The 20342-nt window shown below is 68.5% G+C and carries 19 protein-coding genes; 11 read left to right on the forward strand and 8 right to left on the reverse strand.

Annotated features, from left to right (window positions below):
- Positions 1–66 precede the first annotated feature (66 nt).
- The 4 genes from ACY466_RS08625 to ACY466_RS08640 all read right to left on the reverse strand — a co-directional run bounded on the left by ACY466_RS08625 (position 67) and on the right by ACY466_RS08640 (position 6525).
- Positions 67–3921 (reverse strand): ABC transporter ATP-binding protein, encoded by a 3855-nt coding sequence (locus ACY466_RS08625; RefSeq protein WP_463252186.1) that lies wholly within the window; start codon positions 3919–3921, stop codon positions 67–69.
- 12 nt (positions 3922–3933) lie between these two features.
- Complete coding sequence (locus tag ACY466_RS08630) at positions 3934–4722, reverse strand: ABC transporter permease (RefSeq protein WP_463251660.1); 789 nt, start codon at positions 4720–4722, stop codon at positions 3934–3936.
- On the reverse strand, positions 4719–5714 hold the full coding sequence (locus ACY466_RS08635; RefSeq protein ID WP_463252187.1) for an ABC transporter ATP-binding protein: 996 nt from the start codon (positions 5712–5714) through the stop codon (positions 4719–4721). Before ACY466_RS08635 ends, ACY466_RS08630 begins: the two co-directional genes overlap by 4 nt.
- Before the next feature lie 76 nt (positions 5715–5790).
- Positions 5791–6525, reverse strand: a complete 735-nt coding sequence (locus ACY466_RS08640; RefSeq protein ID WP_463251662.1) for a hypothetical protein — start codon at positions 6523–6525, stop codon at positions 5791–5793.
- 259 nt (positions 6526–6784) lie between these two features.
- Here ACY466_RS08640 and infA point away from each other — a divergent pair, with 259 nt between their 5' ends.
- The 8 genes from infA to truA all read left to right on the forward strand — a co-directional run bounded on the left by infA (position 6785) and on the right by truA (position 11603).
- Positions 6785–7006, forward strand: coding sequence for a translation initiation factor IF-1 (gene infA / locus ACY466_RS08645; protein WP_005140011.1), 222 nt, complete (start codon positions 6785–6787; stop codon positions 7004–7006).
- 96 nt (positions 7007–7102) lie between these two features.
- Complete coding sequence (gene rpmJ, locus ACY466_RS08650) at positions 7103–7216, forward strand: 50S ribosomal protein L36 (protein ID WP_013127970.1); 114 nt, start codon at positions 7103–7105, stop codon at positions 7214–7216.
- A gap of 180 nt (positions 7217–7396) precedes the next feature.
- A complete protein-coding gene (gene rpsM / locus ACY466_RS08655; RefSeq protein ID WP_463251664.1) occupies positions 7397–7771 on the forward strand; it encodes a 30S ribosomal protein S13 in 375 nt (124 codons plus the stop codon).
- Positions 7771–8184 carry a 30S ribosomal protein S11 gene (gene rpsK / locus ACY466_RS08660; RefSeq protein ID WP_463251666.1) on the forward strand — a complete coding sequence of 138 codons (414 nt, stop codon included), beginning with the start codon at positions 7771–7773 and terminating at the stop codon, positions 8182–8184. The genes rpsM and rpsK overlap by 1 nt, the downstream gene beginning before the upstream one ends.
- A 19-nt stretch (positions 8185–8203) precedes the next feature.
- Complete coding sequence (gene rpsD, locus ACY466_RS08665; RefSeq protein WP_463251668.1) at positions 8204–8809, forward strand: 30S ribosomal protein S4; 606 nt, start codon at positions 8204–8206, stop codon at positions 8807–8809.
- A gap of 113 nt (positions 8810–8922) precedes the next feature.
- Positions 8923–9984: a DNA-directed RNA polymerase subunit alpha gene (locus ACY466_RS08670; protein WP_463251670.1), complete on the forward strand. Its 1062-nt coding sequence runs from the start codon at positions 8923–8925 to the stop codon at positions 9982–9984.
- 45 nt (positions 9985–10029) lie between these two features.
- Entirely contained in the window at positions 10030–10620 is a 591-nt protein-coding gene (gene rplQ, locus ACY466_RS08675; RefSeq protein ID WP_463251672.1) for a 50S ribosomal protein L17, read from the forward strand.
- Positions 10621–10754: 134 nt separating this feature from the next.
- Complete coding sequence (truA, locus tag ACY466_RS08680; RefSeq protein ID WP_463252188.1) at positions 10755–11603, forward strand: tRNA pseudouridine(38-40) synthase TruA; 849 nt, start codon at positions 10755–10757, stop codon at positions 11601–11603.
- Positions 11604–11615: 12 nt separating this feature from the next.
- Here truA and ACY466_RS08685 read toward each other — a convergent pair whose 3' ends face one another.
- Positions 11616–12977 (reverse strand): MFS transporter, encoded by a 1362-nt coding sequence (locus ACY466_RS08685; protein ID WP_463251674.1) that lies wholly within the window; start codon positions 12975–12977, stop codon positions 11616–11618.
- A gap of 81 nt (positions 12978–13058) precedes the next feature.
- Here ACY466_RS08685 and ACY466_RS08690 point away from each other — a divergent pair, with 81 nt between their 5' ends.
- Positions 13059–13574, forward strand: a complete 516-nt coding sequence (locus tag ACY466_RS08690; protein WP_463251676.1) for a winged helix-turn-helix transcriptional regulator — start codon at positions 13059–13061, stop codon at positions 13572–13574.
- Positions 13575–13584: 10 nt separating this feature from the next.
- Positions 13585–14136 (forward strand): NADPH-dependent FMN reductase, encoded by a 552-nt coding sequence (locus ACY466_RS08695; protein ID WP_463251678.1) that lies wholly within the window; start codon positions 13585–13587, stop codon positions 14134–14136.
- Here ACY466_RS08695 and ACY466_RS08700 read toward each other — a convergent pair.
- A complete protein-coding gene (locus ACY466_RS08700; RefSeq protein WP_463251680.1) occupies positions 14124–15713 on the reverse strand; it encodes a type VII secretion protein EccE in 1590 nt (529 codons plus the stop codon). The two genes, ACY466_RS08695 and ACY466_RS08700, sit on opposite strands and share 13 nt — an antisense overlap.
- Before the next feature lie 173 nt (positions 15714–15886).
- On the opposite strand from ACY466_RS08700, the gene eccB reads away from it, so the two are divergent.
- A complete protein-coding gene (gene eccB, locus ACY466_RS08705; protein ID WP_463251682.1) occupies positions 15887–17329 on the forward strand; it encodes a type VII secretion protein EccB in 1443 nt (480 codons plus the stop codon).
- On the opposite strand, the gene mycP is transcribed toward eccB, so the two are convergent.
- Together mycP and eccD are read right to left on the reverse strand one after the other, a co-directional pair.
- Complete coding sequence (gene mycP, locus ACY466_RS08710) at positions 17293–18651, reverse strand: type VII secretion-associated serine protease mycosin (protein ID WP_463251684.1); 1359 nt, start codon at positions 18649–18651, stop codon at positions 17293–17295. The genes eccB and mycP overlap by 37 nt on opposite strands.
- 53 nt (positions 18652–18704) lie before the next feature.
- Positions 18705–20222 carry a type VII secretion integral membrane protein EccD gene (gene eccD, locus ACY466_RS08715; protein WP_463251688.1) on the reverse strand — a complete coding sequence of 506 codons (1518 nt, stop codon included), beginning with the start codon at positions 20220–20222 and terminating at the stop codon, positions 18705–18707.
- Positions 20223–20342 lie beyond the last annotated feature (120 nt).

The following is a 20342-nucleotide window of genomic DNA, read 5'->3' on the forward strand; positions in this document are numbered from 1 at the left end:
GTTCGCCTCGTTTCCTTCTTCGATCTCGCTCAGCGCAACGGCACCCACCAGGTTAGACCTTCCGGTCTACGACCGCGCCGTCGCCGTGCTCTTGTGATCGCTTTCACCGAAATGTGCTTCGATCGTCGCCGGAGCCTCGGTGTGATCGTGCTCACGCACACCCTCCGACGATGCCCACAGCGCGGCGTAGTGCCCGCCGAACGCGAGCAGATCGCGGTGGGATCCGTACTCGAGGATACGGCCGTCGCCGACCACCACGACGAGGTCCGCGGCCGCTGCGGTCGCCAGTCGGTGGGCCACGATCACCGACGTCCGGCTGCGGGTCACCGAGCGCCCCGCGCTGAGCACCGCACGCTCGGTCGCCGGGTCGAGAGTCGCGGTTGCCTCGTCGAGGAGAAGGATGTCCGGGTCGACCAACTCGGCCCGCGCCAGGGCGATCAACTGTCGCGCGCCGGCCGCGAGACCTCGGCCTCGCTCGCCCACCGGGGTCGCCATGCCACGGGGAAGGTCGGCGATCATCGGTAGGGCGCCCACCGCGGCCGCCGCCGCCTCGATCTCGTCGCGTCCCGCGCCCGGACGTCCGTAGGCGATGTTCGACGCCACCGTCCCGGCGAACAGATGAGCTTCCTGGGGGACGACCCCCAGCCGCTGCCGAAAGTCGCGCAGCGGGAACGACGGCAGCGCGACGCCGTCGACGCGTACCTCACCCGAGGTGGGGTCGTAGAACCGAGCGAGAAGTTTGACGATGGTGGACTTGCCGGCACCGGTACGTCCGACGAGGGCGACCGTGGATCCCGCCGGGATCGTCAGATCGACGTCCGACAGCGCGTCGCGATCCGCTCCGGCGTACCGGAATCCGACGTGGTCGAGTCGGAGCTCTCCCCGCAGGCGCGCGGGTACCGGAACGATGCGCGCGGCGGCGCGTTGCTCGATCGAACTCTCGGTCGCCAACAACGCGCCGATTCTCGTCAGACCCACCGACGCCTGCTGGTATCCGTCGAACACCTGGGAGAGCTGCTGAATGGGACCGAACAGCAGTCCGAGGTACAGCACGAAGGCGACGAGGGCGCCGGTGGAGGTCTCACCGTTCGCCACCCGCGTCGCTCCGACGTAGACCACGGCCGCGAGCGCGAGATCGGACAGGAAGGTGATGAACGGGAAGTAGATCGAGATCGCGCGCTGAGACCGCATCCGGCTGCGGCGGTAGGCATCCGCGCCGCGGACGAACCGGGCCATCGCGGTCGGTTGATGGCGATAGGCCTGCGCGACCCGCAGCCCGGTCACGTTCTCCTGGAAGTCGGCGTTCACGGCGGAGATCCGTTCTCGCGACACCGAATACGCGCGGGACGACACGCGCCGGAACGCCACCGTCGCGACCGTCAGAATCGGCAGAACCGTCAGTGCGACAAGCCCCAGCACCGGATCGGTCAGCAGGAGCGCGACCGAGACGCCGAAAATGGTCAGCACGCTCACCACCGCGGTGGACAACCCGGTCTGCATGAACGAGGACAGCGCGTCGACGTCCGTCGTCATGCGGGTCATGATGCGTCCGGAGAGCTCGCGTTCGTAGTAGTCGAGACCGAGCCGTTGCAGATGCGCGAAGCTGCGAACCCGCAATCCGAACAGCACGCGTTCCCCGGCCTTCGCGGTCAGCACGGTCATCGCGCGCACCACCAACCAGTTGACCAGGACGAGGACGAGGGCGAACCCGGCGACGGTCGCCAGGACGGCCGTGGAGCCGTCGGTGACACCGTGATCGATCGCGAACCGCACGATCGACGGGAACGCGATGGTGGTGAAGGAGTCGAAGGCGAGACACGCCACGACGGCGGCGAGCAGGAGGCGCACCGGTGTCACGAGTCCTCGCAACGAGAACTGCGAGTCCTCGCGGCGAAGCGACGTCGCGTCCAGCCCCGGACTCGCGTCGGCGGGCGGAAGGCGATCCAGTGCGGCGGTGATCGCCGGCGTCTGCGCGCTCGCCCCGAGCGCCGACCCGAGGTGGCCGCCGGGCCCGGGCGGCCCGCCGCTTCCTCCGGCGTCGGCGTTCTCGGAGCGAGCCGGGTCGACGTCGAAGGTGGTGGCGTCGGTGTCGTCCGGCCACAGCGATCGTGGCGGCGGGCCGGATTCGACGCCCCGAGTGTCTTTGGTGAGGTCGGTCGCGCCGTCGTCGGCGGCGGCACCGGACAACAGCGCGACGAACAACGGACACCGTTCGTCCAGTTCCGCCTCGGTGCCGACGTCGACGATGCGGCCCCCGTCGAGCACGGCGATGCGATCGGCGAGCGACAGTGTGGACCGACGGTGGGCGAGGACGATCGTGGTGCGGTCGGCGTCCGATCGCAGGCCGTCGAAGATCGACGCTTCCGTCTCGGCGTCCACCGCCGACGTCGCGTCGTCGAGCACCAGAATGCGGGGCGCGCTCACCAGGGCTCGGGCGAGAGCGACCCGCTGGCGTTGTCCGCCGGACAGGGTCAGGCCGCGCTCGCCGACCGTGGACTCGTATCCGTCCGGAAGATCGGTGACGAAACCGTGGGCCATGGCACGCTCGGCCGCGTCGCGGACCTGCTCGGCGGTGGCGTCGGGACGACCGAGGGCGATGTTCGTTCCGACGGTGTCCGAGAAGAGGAAGGGTTCGTCGAAGGCGACCGCGACGGCCGACCGGAGATCGTCGGAGGCGGCGGCCGCGATGTCGACGGCAGCACCGTCGACGCCGACGAACTCGATGGTGCCCGCGTCCGGAGCGTAGAACCGAGGAAGCAGCATCGAGAGCGTCGATTTACCGCTTCCCGACGGTCCGACGAGCGCGACGGTCTCCCCGGGTGCGACCGTCAGGTCGACTCCGGACAGCACCGGGCGATCGGGATCGAAGCCGAAACGGAGACCGGAGAGTCGCACTCCCAGCGGGCCGTCGGGGAGGGGGAGAGGGTCCCGAGGTTCGGCAAGGGCGGGTTGGGTGTCGATGACGTCGTACACCCTCTCGACCGCCGCCCTCGACAGTTGTGCCATCACCAGTACGGACGTGAGGGTGCGGGTCACCGCGGTGAGCGTGACGACGTAGCTCGCGAAGGCCAGGAACGTCCCCACGGTGATGGAGCCGTCCAGCGCGAGATACCCACCGACGCCGATGACGCCGACGAGGCCGAGTTGGGGGAGCGCCCCCATCGCGGGCGCGAAGCCCGAGTTGATCACCGCGGCCCGAAGACGTTCGGCGTAGAGCCGCCGGCTCAGCGATTCGAGGGTGTCCACCGCACGTGATTCCTGACCGAACCCCTTCACCACCCGAACACCGGTGACGGTTTCCTCGACGTGCCCGGCGAGCTCCGCGGCTCGTTGCTGCGCGGACCAGGTGGCCGCGTAGAGCCGTGGCCGCATCCGGGTGACCAGAACGACGATCATCGGCACCACGCCGAGGGCGACCAACGTGAGCGGCGGGGACAGATAGAGCATCACACCGAGCGCCAGGACGAACTGCAGGAGAGCTCCGGCGGACAGCGGAACCATGGCCAGCAAGCCCTGAACCAACGCGAGGTCGGAGATCGAGCGGGACACGACCTGTCCGACGCGAATATCGTCCTGCCGAGCACCGTCCAGCCGGTGCAGTGACGACAGGACGCGCAGGCGCAGATCGTGCTGCACGTCGATGGACAGTTTCCCGGCGAGCAGTCGACGGCCGAACTGGCACGCGAATCGCACCACTCCGAGCGCCACGATGGCCCCCACGACCAGGGAGATCCGGTCGGTGCGGGACAGCGTGGCGTCGTCGACCGCCGCGCGCGTCAACAGGGGGAAGGCGATGTCGATGGCTGCGGCGACGAAGGTGACGAGCAACGCCCCCACGGCGACGCGTCGGTGCCGGAAGCAATCGGCGGTCAGCCGGCGAACCCATCCGCGACGATCCGGTGTCGGTCCGGGGTCAGTGATGAAGGGCTCCGATCACGTGATGTCTCGGCACCGGGTGCGCCACCAACCGCCGACGGAGAGTACCGCCGCCCACGCCGTCACGACCGACAGGGCCGCGGCCCAGTGCATGACGTCGAGAGTGTCGATGTTTCCGCCGGCGATCATGACGAAACTGGCCCGGTTCGGCAGAAGCGCGGCGAGTGCGCCCGCACCGATCCCGTGGACCACGGCGAGCACGACGAGTTCGCCGACCGGAACCCACGCGACCAGGGCGACCGCGGCCCACGTGGGCGAGCCGATCAGGAGGCCCAGGCCCCCGCCGACGAGGCTCCACAGCGCAGTGGCCACGAGGCCGAGCAGACAGATCCTCACGACTCCGTCGACGGCAGAGGAACCCCCGCCGAAGAGCGCGATCGAGATCAGGCTGGTGACGATCGCCGCGAGCCCGTACCCCGTTCCCACGGCCAGTTTCGCGGCGACGACGACGGTACGGCTCGGCGCCGTCAGGAACGTGGCGGTCGACGTCGAGTAGCGGAACTCCGACGCCGTGGTGACCGCCGCGAACACGGCGGCGAAGAGAACGGCCGCGCCGATGGCCACGAACAATCCGATCAGCACGACGAGACCGTCGAGTTCCTCGGCCTCGGCGACATCGAGCGTGGTGGAGATGCCCGCGTACAGAGCACTGGCGAAGAACCCGATGAGGATCGGCGGAATTCCCAGAGCCCACCACGCCCGCAGAGACGTCACCTTGCGGAACTCCGACGACAGGACGCCGGACACGACGGAGCCGGACGGGACCTTCTCGGTGCCGACGCTCATCGGTGACCTCGCTGTTCGTAGGGCGCGTACTGCTGGGGTGGGCCGTACTGCTGGGGTGGGCCGTACTGCGGGGGAGGTGCTGCGGCGTGGTGTCCTCGCGTCATGGACAGGAAGATCTGCTCGAGGTCCACGGCGGTCGCGGACATGCCGAACACCTGAACTCCGGCGGACGACGCGATCGAGGCGATTGTCGACTCGTCGGCGCCGGTGACGATCAGTCGACCGTCGGTGCCGATGACGGCGTCGGGCATTCCGGCGGCCACGAGACCGAGGGCGAGCGTGGCGGGGTTCGAGCAGGAGACCAGCACCTGCCGCGGTCGAGTGTTGCGCAGGGCGTCCGTGGTTCCGTGGAACACGACGGACCCGGCGTCGAGGACCACCACGTGATCGATGATCTGCTCGACCTCTCGAATGACGTGCGAGGAGATGAGGACGGTGCGTCCGGATCGCGCGAACGAGCGAAGGAACTCCCGAAGCCAGGCGATGCCCTCGGGATCGAGACCGTTGGCCGGCTCGTCGAGGACCAGGATGTCGGGTTCGCCGAGCAGCGCGGTCGCCAGAGCGAGGCGCTGCCGCATCCCCAGCGAGAACTGCCCCGCCGGGCGGTCCGCCGCGTCCGTGAGCCCCACCAGGGCCAGAACGGCGTCGACGCGGGAATCCGGTAGTCCGAGAACCGGGGTGTACGTCCGTAGGTGATCACGGGCCGTGCGTCGGGGGTGGGCGCTCTGCGCGTCCAGCACGGCCCCGAGAACGCGGGCCGGACGCGGGAGGTCGGCGAACGCCACGCCGTCGACCAGTGCGATGCCGGCATCCGGGCGCACCAGCGAGAGCATCATGCGGAGCGTCGTCGATTTGCCCGACCCGTTGGGTCCCAGGAACCCCGTGATCGATCCGCGTTCCACCGTGAACCACACGTCGTCGACCGCACGCACCGGCCCGAAGGACTTGCTCAGACCGCGCGCCTCGAGCGCGGGCGGACCGTTCGACGGCATCGAACTCACGGGTGATCTCCTTCTCGCCGCGGGCGTTCTCTCGTCGCGACCGCCGGACTGTGCGTGGCCGATGAAGCTACTGCCGTGCACCGACAGCACGGCCGCTGTGTCCGTCGTCGGTGTCGTCGTCGGTGTCGATCACGGTGTTCGCATCTCGCCATCGGGCGGGAGCCGCGCCGAACGTCTCGCGGGCATTCTTCACGACGCCGCGGCCGAGCGCCCGGTTCCCGGTTCCGCCGATCACGGCCCCGATGCCGGCCGGCAGGAGAGTTCCCAGCATCACCGCACCGCGCTTCGCGGCGAATTTGGCCACGAACTTCTTCAGCAGCATCTGATTCAGGTTCCCCAGGTTCTTGCCGGGCGTCGCACTGGTGATGACTCGGCCGATGTTGCCCGGCGATCCCAACGAACGATGAACGATCTGCCGACCGGATTCGCCCAGCGCCACCGCGAGCACCAGGGCGCGACGCTGCTCGTGGTCCTCGACGGAGATGCCGTGGACCGATGCGACGGACAGGGTCAACAGAGCCGACGCCTCGACGAAGAACGTCGTCTCCGCGCCGACGGCGGCCACGGAGGCCATGGTGCCGACGCCGGGAACGGCTGCGGTGGCACCGGCGGCACCACCACTGCCCGTCACGGCTTTGAGGAAGATCTTCTCGAGCCGCTCGACGATCTGGGCGGGTGATTCGTCGGGATGCGCGCGCCGGATGCGCCACACGTACTTCTCGACGGCGGGGCCCTGCAATCTGCTGCCGTTGTCGAGGATCGACACCAGGGCTTTCTCGATGCGTCCGGAATCGGCGGCCATGTGGGGTTCTCCTCGGGTCGGAAACAACTGTCGTGCGATGGAAGGTCGGTGTCGTGCGATTCGGATGCGCCGCGGTCGCTGTCCGTTCTACCGTCGTGGAGCCTCGACCGTCATTTGGACTGGTCGACCCGACCCGGTATCATGGAACGTCGGTGCGTTTCGGCGTGCCTCGATGCGCTGCGGAGCAGTACGCGCAGCGTCGACTGCAAGTGGTACACGAGAAGTCAATCAGGTGTGACGAGCCGGGATCGCGGAGGATATGGCAAAGAAGGACGGCGCAATCGAGGTCGAGGGCCGAGTAGTCGAACCCCTGCCCAATGCGATGTTTCGCATCGAGCTGGAGAACGGTCACAAGGTGCTCGCCCACATCAGCGGCAAGATGCGGCAGCACTACATCCGCATCCTTCCCGAGGATCGCGTCGTGGTCGAGCTGTCTCCCTACGACCTGACTCGCGGACGGATCGTCTACCGCTACAAGTAGCACTCGTCCCCGGCTCTCACGGGCCGGGGTTCATCCATGTCCGCAGGTCGCGTCGAGAGATGCAGCCCGCGAACACGACCAGGAGATCGAACAGACGTGAAGGTCAACCCCAGCGTCAAGCCGATCTGCGAGAAGTGCAAAGTGATCCGCCGCAACGGCCGGGTCATGGTGATCTGCGACAACCTGCGTCACAAGCAGCGTCAGGGCTGATCACCCCTTTTCTCGAAGATCTACTTGGCTGCACATGCCAGAAGAAGACCTCCCAGCACCAGCTGCCCACACGCGGGCAGTACACCCTCGGCCGCGGAGGCCGGGGCCCCACGAAGAACGTGAAGACGCCTACGGGGACGGACTGGGAGCAGACCTCCGCACGAATGAAGGAACCGCCACATGGCACGTCTAGCCGGTGTGGATCTTCCGCGCGAGAAGCGCATGGAGATCGCACTCACCTACATCTACGGCGTCGGCCGTACCCGCTCCCACGAGATCCTCGCGGCGACGGGCGTCAGCCCCGACCTGCGAAGCAAGGACCTCACGGACGAAGACCTGACGAAGCTCCGCGAGTACATCGAGGAGTCGCTGAAGGTCGAGGGTGACCTGCGCCGCGAGGTGCAGGCCGACATCCGTCGCAAGATCGAGATCGGCTGCTACCAGGGCCTTCGCCACCGTCGTGGTCTGCCCGTACGTGGACAGCGCACGAAGACCAATGCGCGCACCCGCAAGGGACCGAAGCGCACCATTGCCGGCAAGAAGAAGGCGAAGTAATGCCCCCCAAGTCACGCACCGCCGGTCCGAAGAAGACGCAGAAGACGCGTCGCAGGGACAAGAAGAACGTCCCGCACGGATCCGCCCACATCAAGAGCACGTTCAACAACACGATCGTGTCGATCACCGACCCGTCCGGGAACGTCATCTCCTGGGCGTCCTCGGGACACGTCGGCTTCAAGGGCTCGCGCAAGTCGACTCCGTTCGCTGCCCAGCTCGCCGCCGAGTCCGCTGCCCGTAAGGCGCAGGAGCACGGTGTGAAGAAGGTCGACGTCTTCGTGAAGGGTCCCGGCTCCGGCCGCGAGACCGCGATTCGTTCGCTTCAGGCGGCAGGCCTCGAGGTCGGCACCATCTCCGATGTCACCCCCCAGCCGCACAACGGCTGCCGTCCGCCCAAGCGCCGTCGCGTCTAGCGGGAAGGAAAACTAGAAAATGGCTCGTTATACCGGACCCATCACCCGCAAGTCGCGTCGACTGCGCGTCGACCTCGTCGGAGGCGATCAGGCTTTCGAGCGTCGCCCCTACCCGCCCGGCCAGCACGGCCGCGCGCGGATCAAGGAGAGCGAGTACCTGCTCCAGCTGCAGGAGAAGCAGAAGGCTCGCTTCACCTACGGCGTCATGGAGAAGCAGTTCTCGCTGTACTACAAGGAAGCGAACCGCCTCAAGGGCAAGACGGGTGAGAACCTGTTGCGCATCCTCGAGACGCGTCTCGACAACGTCGTCTACCGCGCGGGCCTCGCTCGTACGCGTCGGCAGGCCCGTCAGCTGGTCACGCACGGCCACTTCTTGGTCAACAACAAGAAGGTCGACATCCCCAGCTACCGCGTCTCGCAGTACGACATCATCGACGTCAAGCAGAAGTCGCTGAGCACGCTGCCGTTCGAGATCGCACGCGAAACCCAGGGCGATCGCCCCGTGCCCGGGTGGCTGCAGGTCGTTCCCAACCGCCTTCGCATCCTGGTCCACCAGGAGCCGGAGCGCGCGCAGATCGACATCGCGCTCACCGAACAGCTCATCGTCGAGTACTACTCGAAGTAGGCCAGCGGCTCCGTGCGCCTCGTTCACACCCTCCGGTGTGCGCGAGGCGCACGGGGCGTTGACCGCCCCATCGCGAGCGTCAAATAGCGGACGTTCCTACAGGAGGACAATCAATGCTCATTTCTCAGCGACCCACGCTGACCGAAGAGGTCATCGCTGACAACCGCTCGAAGTTCGTCATCGAGCCCCTCGAGCCTGGCTTCGGGTACACCCTCGGCAACTCGCTCCGTCGTACCCTGCTCTCGTCGATCCCCGGCGCTGCTGTCACCAGCATCCGCATCGACGGCGTTCTCCACGAATTCACCACGGTCCCCGGAGTCAAGGAAGACGTCACCGACATCATCCTGAACCTCAAGGGCCTCGTCGTGAGCTCCGAAGAGGACGAGCCGGTCACCATGTACGTCCGCAAGCAGGGCCCCGGCACTGTGACCGCAGGCGACATCGTGCCCCCGGCGGGCGTCACGGTGAACAACCCCGATCTGCACATCGCGACCCTGAACGACAAGGGCAAGCTCGAGATCGAGCTCGTCGTCGAGCGTGGCCGCGGATACGTGCCGGCCGTGCAGAACAAGGCATCCGGTGCCGAGATCGGCCGCATTCCGGTCGACTCGATCTACTCGCCCGTTCTGAAGGTCACCTACAAGGTGGAGGCCACCCGCGTCGAGCAGCGCACCGACTTCGATCGGCTCGTTCTCGACGTGGAGACCAAGAACTCCATCACCGCGCGGGATGCGCTCGCCTCGGCGGGCAAGACCCTGGTTGAGCTCTTCGGCCTCGCCCGTGAGCTGAACGTCGAAGCAGAAGGCATCGAGATCGGACCCTCACCCGCCGAGGCCGATCACATCGCTTCCTTCGGTCTGCCGATCGAGGATCTGGACCTCACCGTCCGGTCCTACAACTGCCTCAAGCGCGAGGGTGTTCACACAGTCGGCGAGCTGGTCGGCCGCACCGAGTCGGATCTGCTGGACATCCGCAACTTCGGACAGAAGTCCATCGACGAGGTCAAGGTCAAGCTGCACTCGCTCGGCCTCTCGTTGAAGGACAGCCCCGCGACGTTCGATCCGAGCACCGTTGCCGGTTACGACGCCGCCACCGGAACGTGGAGCGACACCGACAGCGCCGCAGGGGAACCGGACAGCGCCGAGCAGGACTACGCCGAGACCGAACAGCTCTGACGCACGCCTCACCGCGTCACGAGCACCTAATCAGGAGAATTTGACATGCCCAAGCCCACCAAGGGTCGCCGTCTCGGCGGTTCGGCGTCGCACCAGAAAGCGATTCTGGCCAACCTGGCCACCGCGCTCTTCGAGCACGGCCGGATCACCACCACCGAGTCGAAGGCCAAGCGTCTGCGTCCGTACGCGGAGAAGCTCATCACCCACGCCAAGGCCGGTTCGCTGGCTCACCGTCGTGAGGTCATGAAGGACATCCGCAACAAGGACGTCGTTCACACCCTGTTCGCCGAGATCGGCCCGCACTTCGCCGAGCGTCCGGGTGGCTACACGCGCATCATCAAGACCATCCCCCGCAAGGGTGACAATGCACCTCAGGCGATCATCGAGCTCGTTCGAGAGCAGACGGTGACCTCCGAGGCGGATCGCGCACGTCGTGTGCAGGCATCGCAGACGGCGCCTGCCGCGACCAACGACGAGACCGCCGCCGACGAGGCCGCAGCCGACCAGAACGTCGTCGCCGAGGTCAAGGCCGATGCGACCGACGCCGAGGTCGAGAACGCGGACGCCGTCGTCGAGGGCATCGAGGCGGAGGACGCACACGCGGCCAACGCCGACGAGGTCGAAGACAAGAAGTAAGGACTCGTGTCCTGAACAGCACGAATTCGACGAACGAGCCCGTCACCCCGATCGAGGGTGGCGGGCTCGTCCGTCTGTCAGACGGCTCCTCCGACGTCGTTCGACTGTCACATGGCTCCTCCGATGTCGTTCGACTGCGTCTCGACGTCGCCTACGACGGGACCGATTTCTCCGGCTGGGCGCGTCAGCGCGATCAGCGAACGGTCTGCGGGGAACTCGAACACCGACTGTCGGCGATCTTCGGTACCCCGCTCGAGCTGACCGTGGCCGGTCGGACCGATGCCGGAGTGCACGCCGCCGGCCAGGTGGCGCACGTCGACGTGCCGGTGAGTGCGATGAGCCGCATCGACCCGCATCACCCGGAGCGCCCGGCGAGTGCCGATCTCCTGGTCCGACGGTTGGCGCGCTTTCTGCCCGCGGACGTCCGAGTTCTTCGGGTATCACCGGCCCCCGCGGAGTTCGACGCGCGCTTCTCCGCGCTTCGTCGACACTACGAGTACCGCCTGTCGACGGCCCCGTTCGGCGTCGAACCCTTGCGGGCCCGCGAGGTGGTTCCGTGGTCACGGCCCCTGGACGTCGCGGCGATGCGCGAGGCGTCGCGAGTGTTGATCGGTTTGCACGATTTCGCTGCGTTCTGCAAACGACGCGACGGCGCGACGACGGTGCGCGACCTGCAGCGGTTCGAGTGGACGACAGACGGTTCCGCGCTGACCGCGCACGTGAGCGCCGACGCCTTCTGCTGGTCCATGGTGCGGTCACTGGTCGGAGCGCTGTTGGCCGTGGGGGAGGGCCGCCGCGACTCCGAGTGGGTGCGAGGGCTGTTGTCGAACACGGAGCGGTCGAGTGCGATCACCGTGGCGCCCGCGCACGGATTGTCCTTGACACGGGTCGATTACCCCGCGGACGAGGAACTGGGTTCGCGCAACCTGGCGACGCGGGCGACCCGGTCGGCGCCCGAAGCTTCCGGTTGCTGCGGCGACTGACGCGGTGAACCCTCAGTCGCGGCCGAGCAACGTGGTCGCCACCACGGCCGCGCCCACCAGCGACACCCCCGCGGCGACCAGAACGGCGTGATTCCATCCGTCGAACGGGCCGCCGCCCACGGGTGACGCGACGACGGCCACCACGGTGACGCCGACGGCGGAGCCGAGATATCGAGCGGTGTTGTTGGCGCCGCTGCCCATGCTCGCGCGACCGGGCGGAACGCTGGCCACCGCTTCCCGAGCCAGGGCGGCGTTGAGAACTCCGCTGGCGATGCCGGCCACCAGCAGCCCCGGAAGCAACCGCACGACCGATGAGGATTCCGCCATGCCGAGCATGAGCAACTGCCCCGCTGCGACTCCGGAAAGGGCAGCGGCGAGCTGGACTCGACCGCTGATCCGGTCGGAGATGCGGCGCGCGAGCAAGGACGTGATCACCGACGTCGCCGACCACAGGACGAGGAGGCAGGCGCTGTCCCATCCGTCGAGACCGTAGGCACGGCCGAGGAACCCTGGCAGGAACGACATCAGCGCGATGATGCCCGCGCCGGTGGCGAGTGCGGCGACCGTCGCGGCGGCGAAGGCGGGTCGGCGCAGCAACGCGAGGTCGAGCATCGGTGCCGACGAGCGGCGTTCGACGACGACGAACGCCGCCAACAGAACGATCCCGACGCCGAACAGCACCAGTGTGACGGGCTGCAGCCAACCGGTTCGACCTTCGACGAGTGCGGCGAGAACGGCGGCGAGACCGGTGGACAGCGTGAGAGCCCCGAGCAGATCGATACCGCGCGGTGCGTCGGACCGCGATTCGGGAAGAGCGACGCGCGCAGCGATCGCCAGCACGGCCGCGGCGACTCCCAGGACCCAGTAGGCGTCGCGCCAGGTGGTGACGCGGTCGAGACCGGCGGTGAGGAACGGTCCGACGGTGATGCCGGCGCCGAGAGCCGCTCCCCACATTCCGCTGGCGTGGGCTCGCCGTGGACCCGGGGGGTATGCGGCGGCATTGATCCCGAGGCTGGCGGCGATCACGGCGCCGGCGCCGATGCCCTGCGCGATACGCGAGATCACGAAGACCAAGGTCGACGGGGCGATCGCGCCGGCCGCCGAACCCAGCGCCAGCAGTGCCAGCCCGATGGCGAAGGTGCGTCGCCGTCCGATGTCGTCGGCGAGTGCACCCGACACGAGCAGCGCCGCGCTGAGTCCGATGCTCATCGAGCTGAGGATCCATGTGGTGCCGGCGGTGTCACTACCGAAATCGGCCGCCGTACTGGTGATGGTGGCCAGTGGCGCGGTGAACGCAGCCAGGGCGACGAGCGTGCCCAGCGAGGTGATCACCAGAGGTCGTGACGACAGGGCCGGGGTGGTCGCGGTGGTCATGGGTCTCCCTCGAATACGGTGCTCGGACTGTAACCGGAATCTTTCGGTTCGGTCAACAGACCATTCGGGTAGTATCGGTCCATGGCGCTCGGTACGGACTACCACCAGCAGGAGTGTTCGCTCGCCCGCGCACTGGAACTGGTCGGCGAACGGTGGACGATGCTGATCGTCCGCGACTCGTTCTTCGGCGTTCGCCGCTTCACCGACTTCCACCAGCACCTCGGACTGTCCAAAGCCGTGCTGACGCAACGGTTGACCGCTCTCGTGGAGTACGGCTTGCTCGAGCGTCGTCCCGCCGGTGGGCGAGAGGAGTACCTGCCGACGGCGGCGTTGGAGGGGTTGTGGCCGGCGATGTACGCGTTGATGCGGTGGGGCGAGTCCATGCGGCCCGCCGACGGCGGCCCGCGCCGCGAATATCGCCACCATCGGTGCGCCACGCTGCTCACCGAGACCGGAGCGTGCCCGTCGTGCGACCTTGTCCCGGGCGTGAGAGACGTCGAGATGCGACCGGGACCGGGAACGTCCGGGCCGCCTCGCTCGAACGTGGTGTCGGCCGCCCTTCGCTCTCCGCGCCGCTTGCTCGATCCCATTCGTTAGGGTCGGCACCATGACCTCCTCCCCGGTACTCCTCGTGATCGTCGGCAGTGTGCGCTCCGGGCGTATCGGCGAGGTGGTCGCCCGCTGGTTCGAGGCCGTCGCACGCGGGCAGAGCGAATTCGACGTTCGGTTGCTGGATCTCGCCTCGATCGATCTCCCGCCGGACCTCTCGGAGAACGATGCGACCGAGCGCTACCGCACACAGATCGCCGACGCCGACGCCTTCGTCGTGGTGACCCCGGAGTACAACCACGGCTACCCGGCCTCGCTCAAGCTCGCTCTCGACGGCGCGAAGTACGAATGGCGAGGTAAGGCACTGGGATTCGTGTCCTACGGCGGACTCGCCGGGGGTGTACGCGCGGTGGAACAACTGCGGCAGGTCGCGGCCGAGCTGCACATGGTCACGGTGCGCGACGCGGTGATGTTCGCCCGCGTCCGCAAGAGTTTCGACGATCGGGGACACACCAGCGACGGCCCTGCACACGACGGTGCGGCTCGCATGCTCGCGCAGCTGCGGTGGTGGGTCGATGCCACGGCGTCCGCCCCTGCCTACCCCGGCTGACGACGGCCCCGAACGGGGAGCGGACCGGGCCGTCCCAGAACGGCGGATTCCGCCCCGGTCGTCACCAACGTCAGATCGATGGACGAACCGCCTGTGCTGAGTACGACATGTTCGCCGGACCCGCCGAGTTGGTCCAGGCTCACATCGACGTCGACCACGGGAGACGGTTGCTCCGGCGCTGTGACGAACATCGTGGTCACGTCGGGGTCGGGTCGGTGCCTCTCGGCGTGGTCGACCACCACGATGTCGGGTGGGTGGTGCCGGTCGATCATCGCCCCGGGCGGTGCGAGTGCACAGTGCGCCGGGCCGGCCGCACCGACCACACCGTGCCACCCCTGCGGACGGTCCGTCGCGATCAGGACCCGAGCGCCGGTGGCGATGGCTCGGAACACGACCTGCCGAGCCACGTACAGTTCGCCTCGAACGTGGACCGTGCCGGCTCCGGGGCCGAACAAACGGGCGGCCACGGCAGCGCCGTCGCCGTCCACTCCCACCAATTGGCCGCACCCGGCGACGGGCCCGACGAAGCGAGAGAGCTCGTCCATCGACACCGTTGCCGTTCCGAGCGGGTCGGGTGTCGCCGCCACCATCGACGGCAGAAACAGTCCGAACCCACGCCTGCTTCCTCGCGACCGGACCGCCCCGGAGACGGTGCAGCGGTCCTCGGCCGAGTTCTCCAGGGCGAAGGCGTAACCCACGGTGGCTCCTCGTCCGGGCTCGACCGTCACCCGCAGGGTCGTCGCGGTGGAAGCCGCGGACTCGGCCCAGACACCGTCGGTGGTGGACGGCGACATCCGGGTGGCCGGAACGGCCCAGGCCGACCAACGATGTGGCCCGAGGGTGAAGTGACGCCGCGACTGGATGGACCCCGCCGGGGGATAACCCTGCGTGACATCGACGTCGACGCATCGGAGGTGATCGGGCGTGAGCCTCTCGCATCCGAGACCGGCGTCGCGAAGTACCCGTTCGACACGGTCGAGTCGGCTCACGAGAACGCGCATCGCACCGGGCATTCCCCCGCCTCGTCGTCGGGCCGCGCGGGTCACGTCGCACGCGTCCACGGACACGATCAGCCTCGTGCGCCGAACGGCTGTGCCGACGAGTGGGCCTGCCAGGTCGAGGTAGGCGTCCGCGGCCGGCGAGCCGGGTATCGGTCGGAAACCGACCGTACACACGTCCAGAGTGGTCGCGGCGTCCGATCGAACGAGCAGAGCCTCGACGAGATCGGGAAGCGGCACCACCGCGTCGGGCCGCGAACCCGACGAATCGACCGTGGTCCATCCGGTCTGCACGGCGACCACGACGTCCACACCGGCCGACAATCGCGCACCGTCCCAGACGAAGCCGGTGTCGCGGCGAGCGCGGGGACACGACAACACTGCCCGCGGGAGGTCACGGTAGGGGTCGGATCGCAGCCGCGGAGACAGATGGACCAGCCATCGGGGGAGCGTGCGACCTCCGACGGGAACCACCGAGACGACGAAGGCGCCCACCGCCGCGGCCGCAGCGATCACCGAACCCGCCGGAGTCCGGACGAGGACCCCGAAAACGACGATCGCGATCGCCTGTGCAGTCACGATCGCCGACACCGTGGCGGGAACGCGCCGTCGACGATCACGGCCGCTCACGCGCGGACTCCGATCGACCGGAGGGGGCCGCATCGCGGATTCGGCGGTACTGTGCCCCCACGAGGAGGCGTTCGCTGTTCACGGCTGGGGGGTCGTGGCGGACGTCGTCGGCAGGGGGAGTCATGGGGTGGACACCGACGACGCGGTGGCAGGTGGGTGCCCATCGGTACCTGGTGCGCCGGCTCGATCACGCACTGGTGCACCGGGATACGTGCCTGAAGTCCGACCCGTTGCGGTCGCGGTTCCGCGCGTCGATGATCGGTGTGCTGGTCGCGTCGATCGTGCTCGCGGGATGTGCGGTTCTGGCGTTCGTGCGTCCGGCCACCACGGTCGGGGATGCGAGCATCGTGGCCGACGAGAAGTCCGGCGCGATGTTCGTGGTCGAGGAGGGCGTCCTTCGTCCGGTGCCGGGGTTGGCGTCCGCTCGGCTGTTCGTCGGCCGACCCGACGATCCGGTCATGGTCTCGGAGGAGGAGCTCGCCCGGTATCCGCGCGGTACCGCCGTCGGGATCGACGGCGCGCCACGCGCCCTGCCGTACGTCCGTGGCGGAGGTCGGTCGTGGTCGGTGTGCGACGCCGACACGGGCGAGTCGGAAGGTCCCTCGACGACGGTGGTCGTGGAGCCCGTGGCGGACGTGTCGGGTGTGCCCGAGACCGGGCACCGGGTTCTCGGTGATGACGAGGCCTTGCTGTGGACCCGTTCCGAGGCAACGTATCTGGTGTACGGCGGAACGCGAGCGCAGGTCGATCTCACGGACACGGTGGTGACGCGGGCGCTGGGCATCGACGGTGAGGAGCCCGTTCCGGTGAGCGCCGGAGTGTTCGATGCCGTTCCGGAGGTGCCCGCGGTCACGGCGCCGTTCGTCGAGGGGGCCGGATCGGCCACCGACTACGATCTCGGCGGTCGGCCGGTGGGGTCGGTGGTCACCGTCGATCTGGGTGACCGCAGCGAGCATTACGTCGCCCTGCGGGACGGTGTTCAATCCATCGGCGCGGCCACCGCGCAGTTGCTGAGGTTCAGTGATTCCGCGGGACGGGTCGGGGTGGACTCGATCGCACCCGATGTGGTGGCGCGTGCGCCGGAAACCGCCGCGCCTCTTGCGGTCTCGACATTTCCGGAGCGACCCATGCGGGTACTCGGCGGCGTCGACGGGTCGGTGACCTGCGCGACGTGGGCCTCCGACACCGAGGGTCGGGTCGACGTGCGCGTCACCCTCGGTGCCGGAGTTCCGGGTGCGGTGGACCGTCCTCCGGTGCGTCTCGCCGGGGCCGACGGCGGCGGCGAGGCTCTCGATGCGTTCGCGGCGCCTCCGGGAACGATGCTCCACGTGGTCACGACCGGAATGTCGATCGCCGACGTGCGCCGAGATTCCCATTTTCTGGTGGACGACGTCGGCGTTCGGTACGGAGTGCCGGAGACCGACGGTCTGGATGCCCTCGGAGCCGGCGAGGCGGAGCGCGCACCGTGGCCGGTGCTCGGCCTGCTCCCGGAAGGTCCCGTCCTGACCGTCGACGCTGCTCGCCGGACTCACGACGGCCTGATGTCCGACGTCGGTACACCCTGAGCCCTGCCGACGACGCCTCGACGACGGGTGCGATGCACCGCGGCACCCCCGGAGATCACGGTGGCCACAGCGATCAGGGCGATCGCGGCGGCGATCGCGAGTCGTCCCGGTCCGCGATCGACCGTGACCGCCACGGGTCTGTCGCCCAGTGAGACCGGCCCGGTCCCCGCCGCGCTCGCGAACGCGGTGCCGGTGACGGCGGCCACCGGGTCGATACCGCCGAACCCCACGGCACTGTTCCACCCGCCGGCCGGGGAGTGGGCGGTCCTCTCGATACGCGCGACGACGTCACGGGCGGACATGTCGGGGAATCGTGCTCGGATCAGAGCGGCCGTCGCCGAGACGAGCGGAGTGGCGAAACTGGTGCCGCTGTACGGCGACACTCGCCCCTCCGTGTCGAACACTCCGGACGACATGCCGGTTCCCGAGGAGCTCGTCGAGGTGAGGTCGGTGCCCGGCGCAGCGACGTCGACCCACGGTCCGGCAAGTCCGAACGACGACGGACGGCCGTCCGGATCGAGTGAGGCAACCGTCAGGACGAGGTCGTCGAACCACGCCGGGGAGGCGACCGTGGACACGGCGGTCGACCACCTCGTACTCACGCCGTGCGACACGGGGTTCTGCTCCCGGCACCGACGCCCGTCGAGATTTCCTGCGGCGGCGACCACGACGACGTCGCGGTCCACCGCGGCGTACCGTACGGCCGCGCCGAGAGCACGGTCTCCGAGGGACGCGTCGTCTCCGGCGACGGCGGGTCCGCACGCGACCTCGGAGATGTTGATGACCGTTGCGCCGGAGTCGGCGGCCGTGCGGACCGCGGCAGCCAGGGTGTCGACGTCTCCGTATCCGACCGAGGTGACCGCGCCCACCTCGTCGACTTCCGCGGTGTCGGCCGCAGCGAACGCGCTGCTGGACTGCCGGATCGAGAGGATCGACGCATCGGGCGCGCCTCCCGCGAAACCGGAAGCGGGAGAGGCCTGCCCGGCAACGAGACCGGCGACGACGGTCCCGTGGGCGTCGCAATCGTCCAGTCCGTCCCCGGTGGACACGTAGTCACCGCCCGCGACGAGATTCGGAAGGAGTGGGTGCGGGGTGACTCCGGTGTCGATGATCGCGACCAGTTGACCGGCCCCTCGGGTGAGCGGCCACACGTCCGCGAATCGAAGTTGCCGGAGTTCGAGAGGTATCGCGGTCGGAGCCGGTGTGGGAGCGGGCCGGGCGCACTCCGTTCGCTGTTCGGTCGGTTCGGGAGGGGAGGGACGTGACTGCGCAGGCAACGCCGCGGGGTCGACGAGTGGCTGTGCCGCAGCACCGGGAGCCATTGCCACGAACGTTGCCGCGATTACCCACAGAATTCGGAGGGCATTGTGCCGCTTCACAGTTCGCGAACCAGGGTCAACGCTCCGACGATCACGCACGCCAGGGGCAGGATGCTCACGATGGCGGCGTACTCGGCCAGTTCACCCGTTCGCCGGACGACGGGCGAGAACGTCACATGCGGTGCGATCGACCCTACGAGTACCGCGACCAACGCTGTAGCCACTCCTATGCTTGCCCACAGAGGCCACAGGTCGGGCCGAGACAGACCCGAGGCGACGACGAGGGTGATCGCCGAGCCCGCGCCGCACACCACGCCGGTGGCAACCCGAACACGATCGGTGTGCATGCGGGCGCGTTGACACAGCACGACGGTCACGAGCAGAGCGAACACCAGCCGCACCGCATCGACCGCCGCACCGCCGAGCGGAATCGCGCACACGGTCGCCCCCACGGCACCGACGACGGACAGTGCCGCGAAGTATCCGGTCAGATAGTTCTGCGCGGCCCGTGCTCTCTCCTGAACGACGTCGAAGTCGGCGAGGGCGGACTCCCACGCGGCTGCGCGCGTTGCGGACGACGGTGCAGCGAGGCGGCCCGGTCGACCCGGGCGGTCGAGCGAATCGGCAGCATCCGCCAACGGAACCGGCGGAACCCGGATTCCGGCTCGAGCCGCGGACAGTCGCGGAGCCCACGTGAAGGCGACGACACACAGGCAGGCGGCCACCGCTCCGATGTAGTGCACAGGCACCGACGTCAGTGCGCGAACCGCGGACGCGACACACATCATCAGAGCCACGGAGGTGACAGCGGTGAACCAGCGCCGGCCCACCCCGGAGGCGAAGGCTGAGCAGACCACGGATGCGGTGGCGGCCGCGCCGAAGCCCAGAACCGCATTCGCGGCCAGGTCGCCGCCGGGTACCAGCAGCCAGCCGGTGGCGAATGCGGTGACCACCGCGCTCACTCGTACGGACGTCGCGACGTCGTCCGCGACGGTGAGTGACCCGGCCACACAACCGGACACGATCAGCACGAGCGCGAGTCCCGCGGCCACGATTGCCGCGCCGATCCCTCCCGCCACCACCAGGACCACGGCGGTGGCGGCAGAGGCGGCTGTCACCGTCCCGCAGGCGGCCGTGCGAGCGGAACCGCTGCTCCACGTCGGAGTGTCGTCGACACCGGCGACGGCGATCGCGACGTCGTCGAACAACGGTGGAGCAGGAGCCTCGTCACGTTCTCGCAGCAGCAGGATCGCTCCCTCTCGAACACCGTGCTCGGCGAGAGACATTCGTGGGTCGTACGGTTCGCCGACGACCGAGTAGAGGCCCACGGACGGTTGCGGCGAGTGTCGCTCGTCCGCGAACTCCGTCGGTGGACGGTCCCGGATCACGGCAGCGATGGAGGGCAGCAGTGCGAGGAGCGGCAGCCCGATCGGCAAGGCGAGATCGACTTCGGCGTTCTCGGCCACGACGGTGAGCCGAACGGTCCCCTCCGCGATTCGACGTCGAGCCGACTCGTTCTCGCTGGATCCTGATGTCTCGGCGGCCCCGGTCGACCCCGGTGTCGTCACACTCATGGAAAGTCCCCCCGAACTCCCGGCCGGATCTCGCCGGCCCGATCACTCGCTCCCCCGAGCCAGTGCTGACAGCACTATAGGGCAGCACTGCGACCGGTGTCGGTCGCGTGCATCGACACG

The organism is Rhodococcus sp. K11/5, from assembly GCF_055193735.1.

Excerpts from the sequence above, each read along its gene's own strand:
- ACY466_RS08630 (WP_463251660.1), bottom strand. The coding sequence starts at position 4,722 with ATGAGCGTCGGCACCGAGAAGGTCCCGTCCGGCTCCGTCGTGTCCGGC.
- ACY466_RS08635 (WP_463252187.1), bottom strand. The coding sequence starts at position 5,714 with ATGCCGTCGAACGGTCCGCCCGCGCTCGAGGCGCGCGGTCTGAGCAAG.
- ACY466_RS08640 (WP_463251662.1), bottom strand. The coding sequence starts at position 6,525 with ATGGCCGCCGATTCCGGACGCATCGAGAAAGCCCTGGTGTCGATCCTC.
- infA (WP_005140011.1), top strand. The coding sequence starts at position 6,785 with ATGGCAAAGAAGGACGGCGCAATCGAGGTCGAGGGCCGAGTAGTCGAA.
- rpsM (WP_463251664.1), top strand. The coding sequence starts at position 7,397 with ATGGCACGTCTAGCCGGTGTGGATCTTCCGCGCGAGAAGCGCATGGAG.
- rpsK (WP_463251666.1), top strand. The coding sequence starts at position 7,771 with ATGCCCCCCAAGTCACGCACCGCCGGTCCGAAGAAGACGCAGAAGACG.
- rpsD (WP_463251668.1), top strand. The coding sequence starts at position 8,204 with ATGGCTCGTTATACCGGACCCATCACCCGCAAGTCGCGTCGACTGCGC.
- ACY466_RS08670 (WP_463251670.1), top strand. The coding sequence starts at position 8,923 with ATGCTCATTTCTCAGCGACCCACGCTGACCGAAGAGGTCATCGCTGAC.
- rplQ (WP_463251672.1), top strand. The coding sequence starts at position 10,030 with ATGCCCAAGCCCACCAAGGGTCGCCGTCTCGGCGGTTCGGCGTCGCAC.
- ACY466_RS08685 (WP_463251674.1), bottom strand. The coding sequence starts at position 12,977 with ATGACCACCGCGACCACCCCGGCCCTGTCGTCACGACCTCTGGTGATC.
- ACY466_RS08690 (WP_463251676.1), top strand. The coding sequence starts at position 13,059 with ATGGCGCTCGGTACGGACTACCACCAGCAGGAGTGTTCGCTCGCCCGC.
- ACY466_RS08695 (WP_463251678.1), top strand. The coding sequence starts at position 13,585 with ATGACCTCCTCCCCGGTACTCCTCGTGATCGTCGGCAGTGTGCGCTCC.
- eccB (WP_463251682.1), top strand. The coding sequence starts at position 15,887 with ATGGGGTGGACACCGACGACGCGGTGGCAGGTGGGTGCCCATCGGTAC.
- mycP (WP_463251684.1), bottom strand. The coding sequence starts at position 18,651 with ATGGCTCCCGGTGCTGCGGCACAGCCACTCGTCGACCCCGCGGCGTTG.
- eccD (WP_463251688.1), bottom strand. The coding sequence starts at position 20,222 with ATGAGTGTGACGACACCGGGGTCGACCGGGGCCGCCGAGACATCAGGA.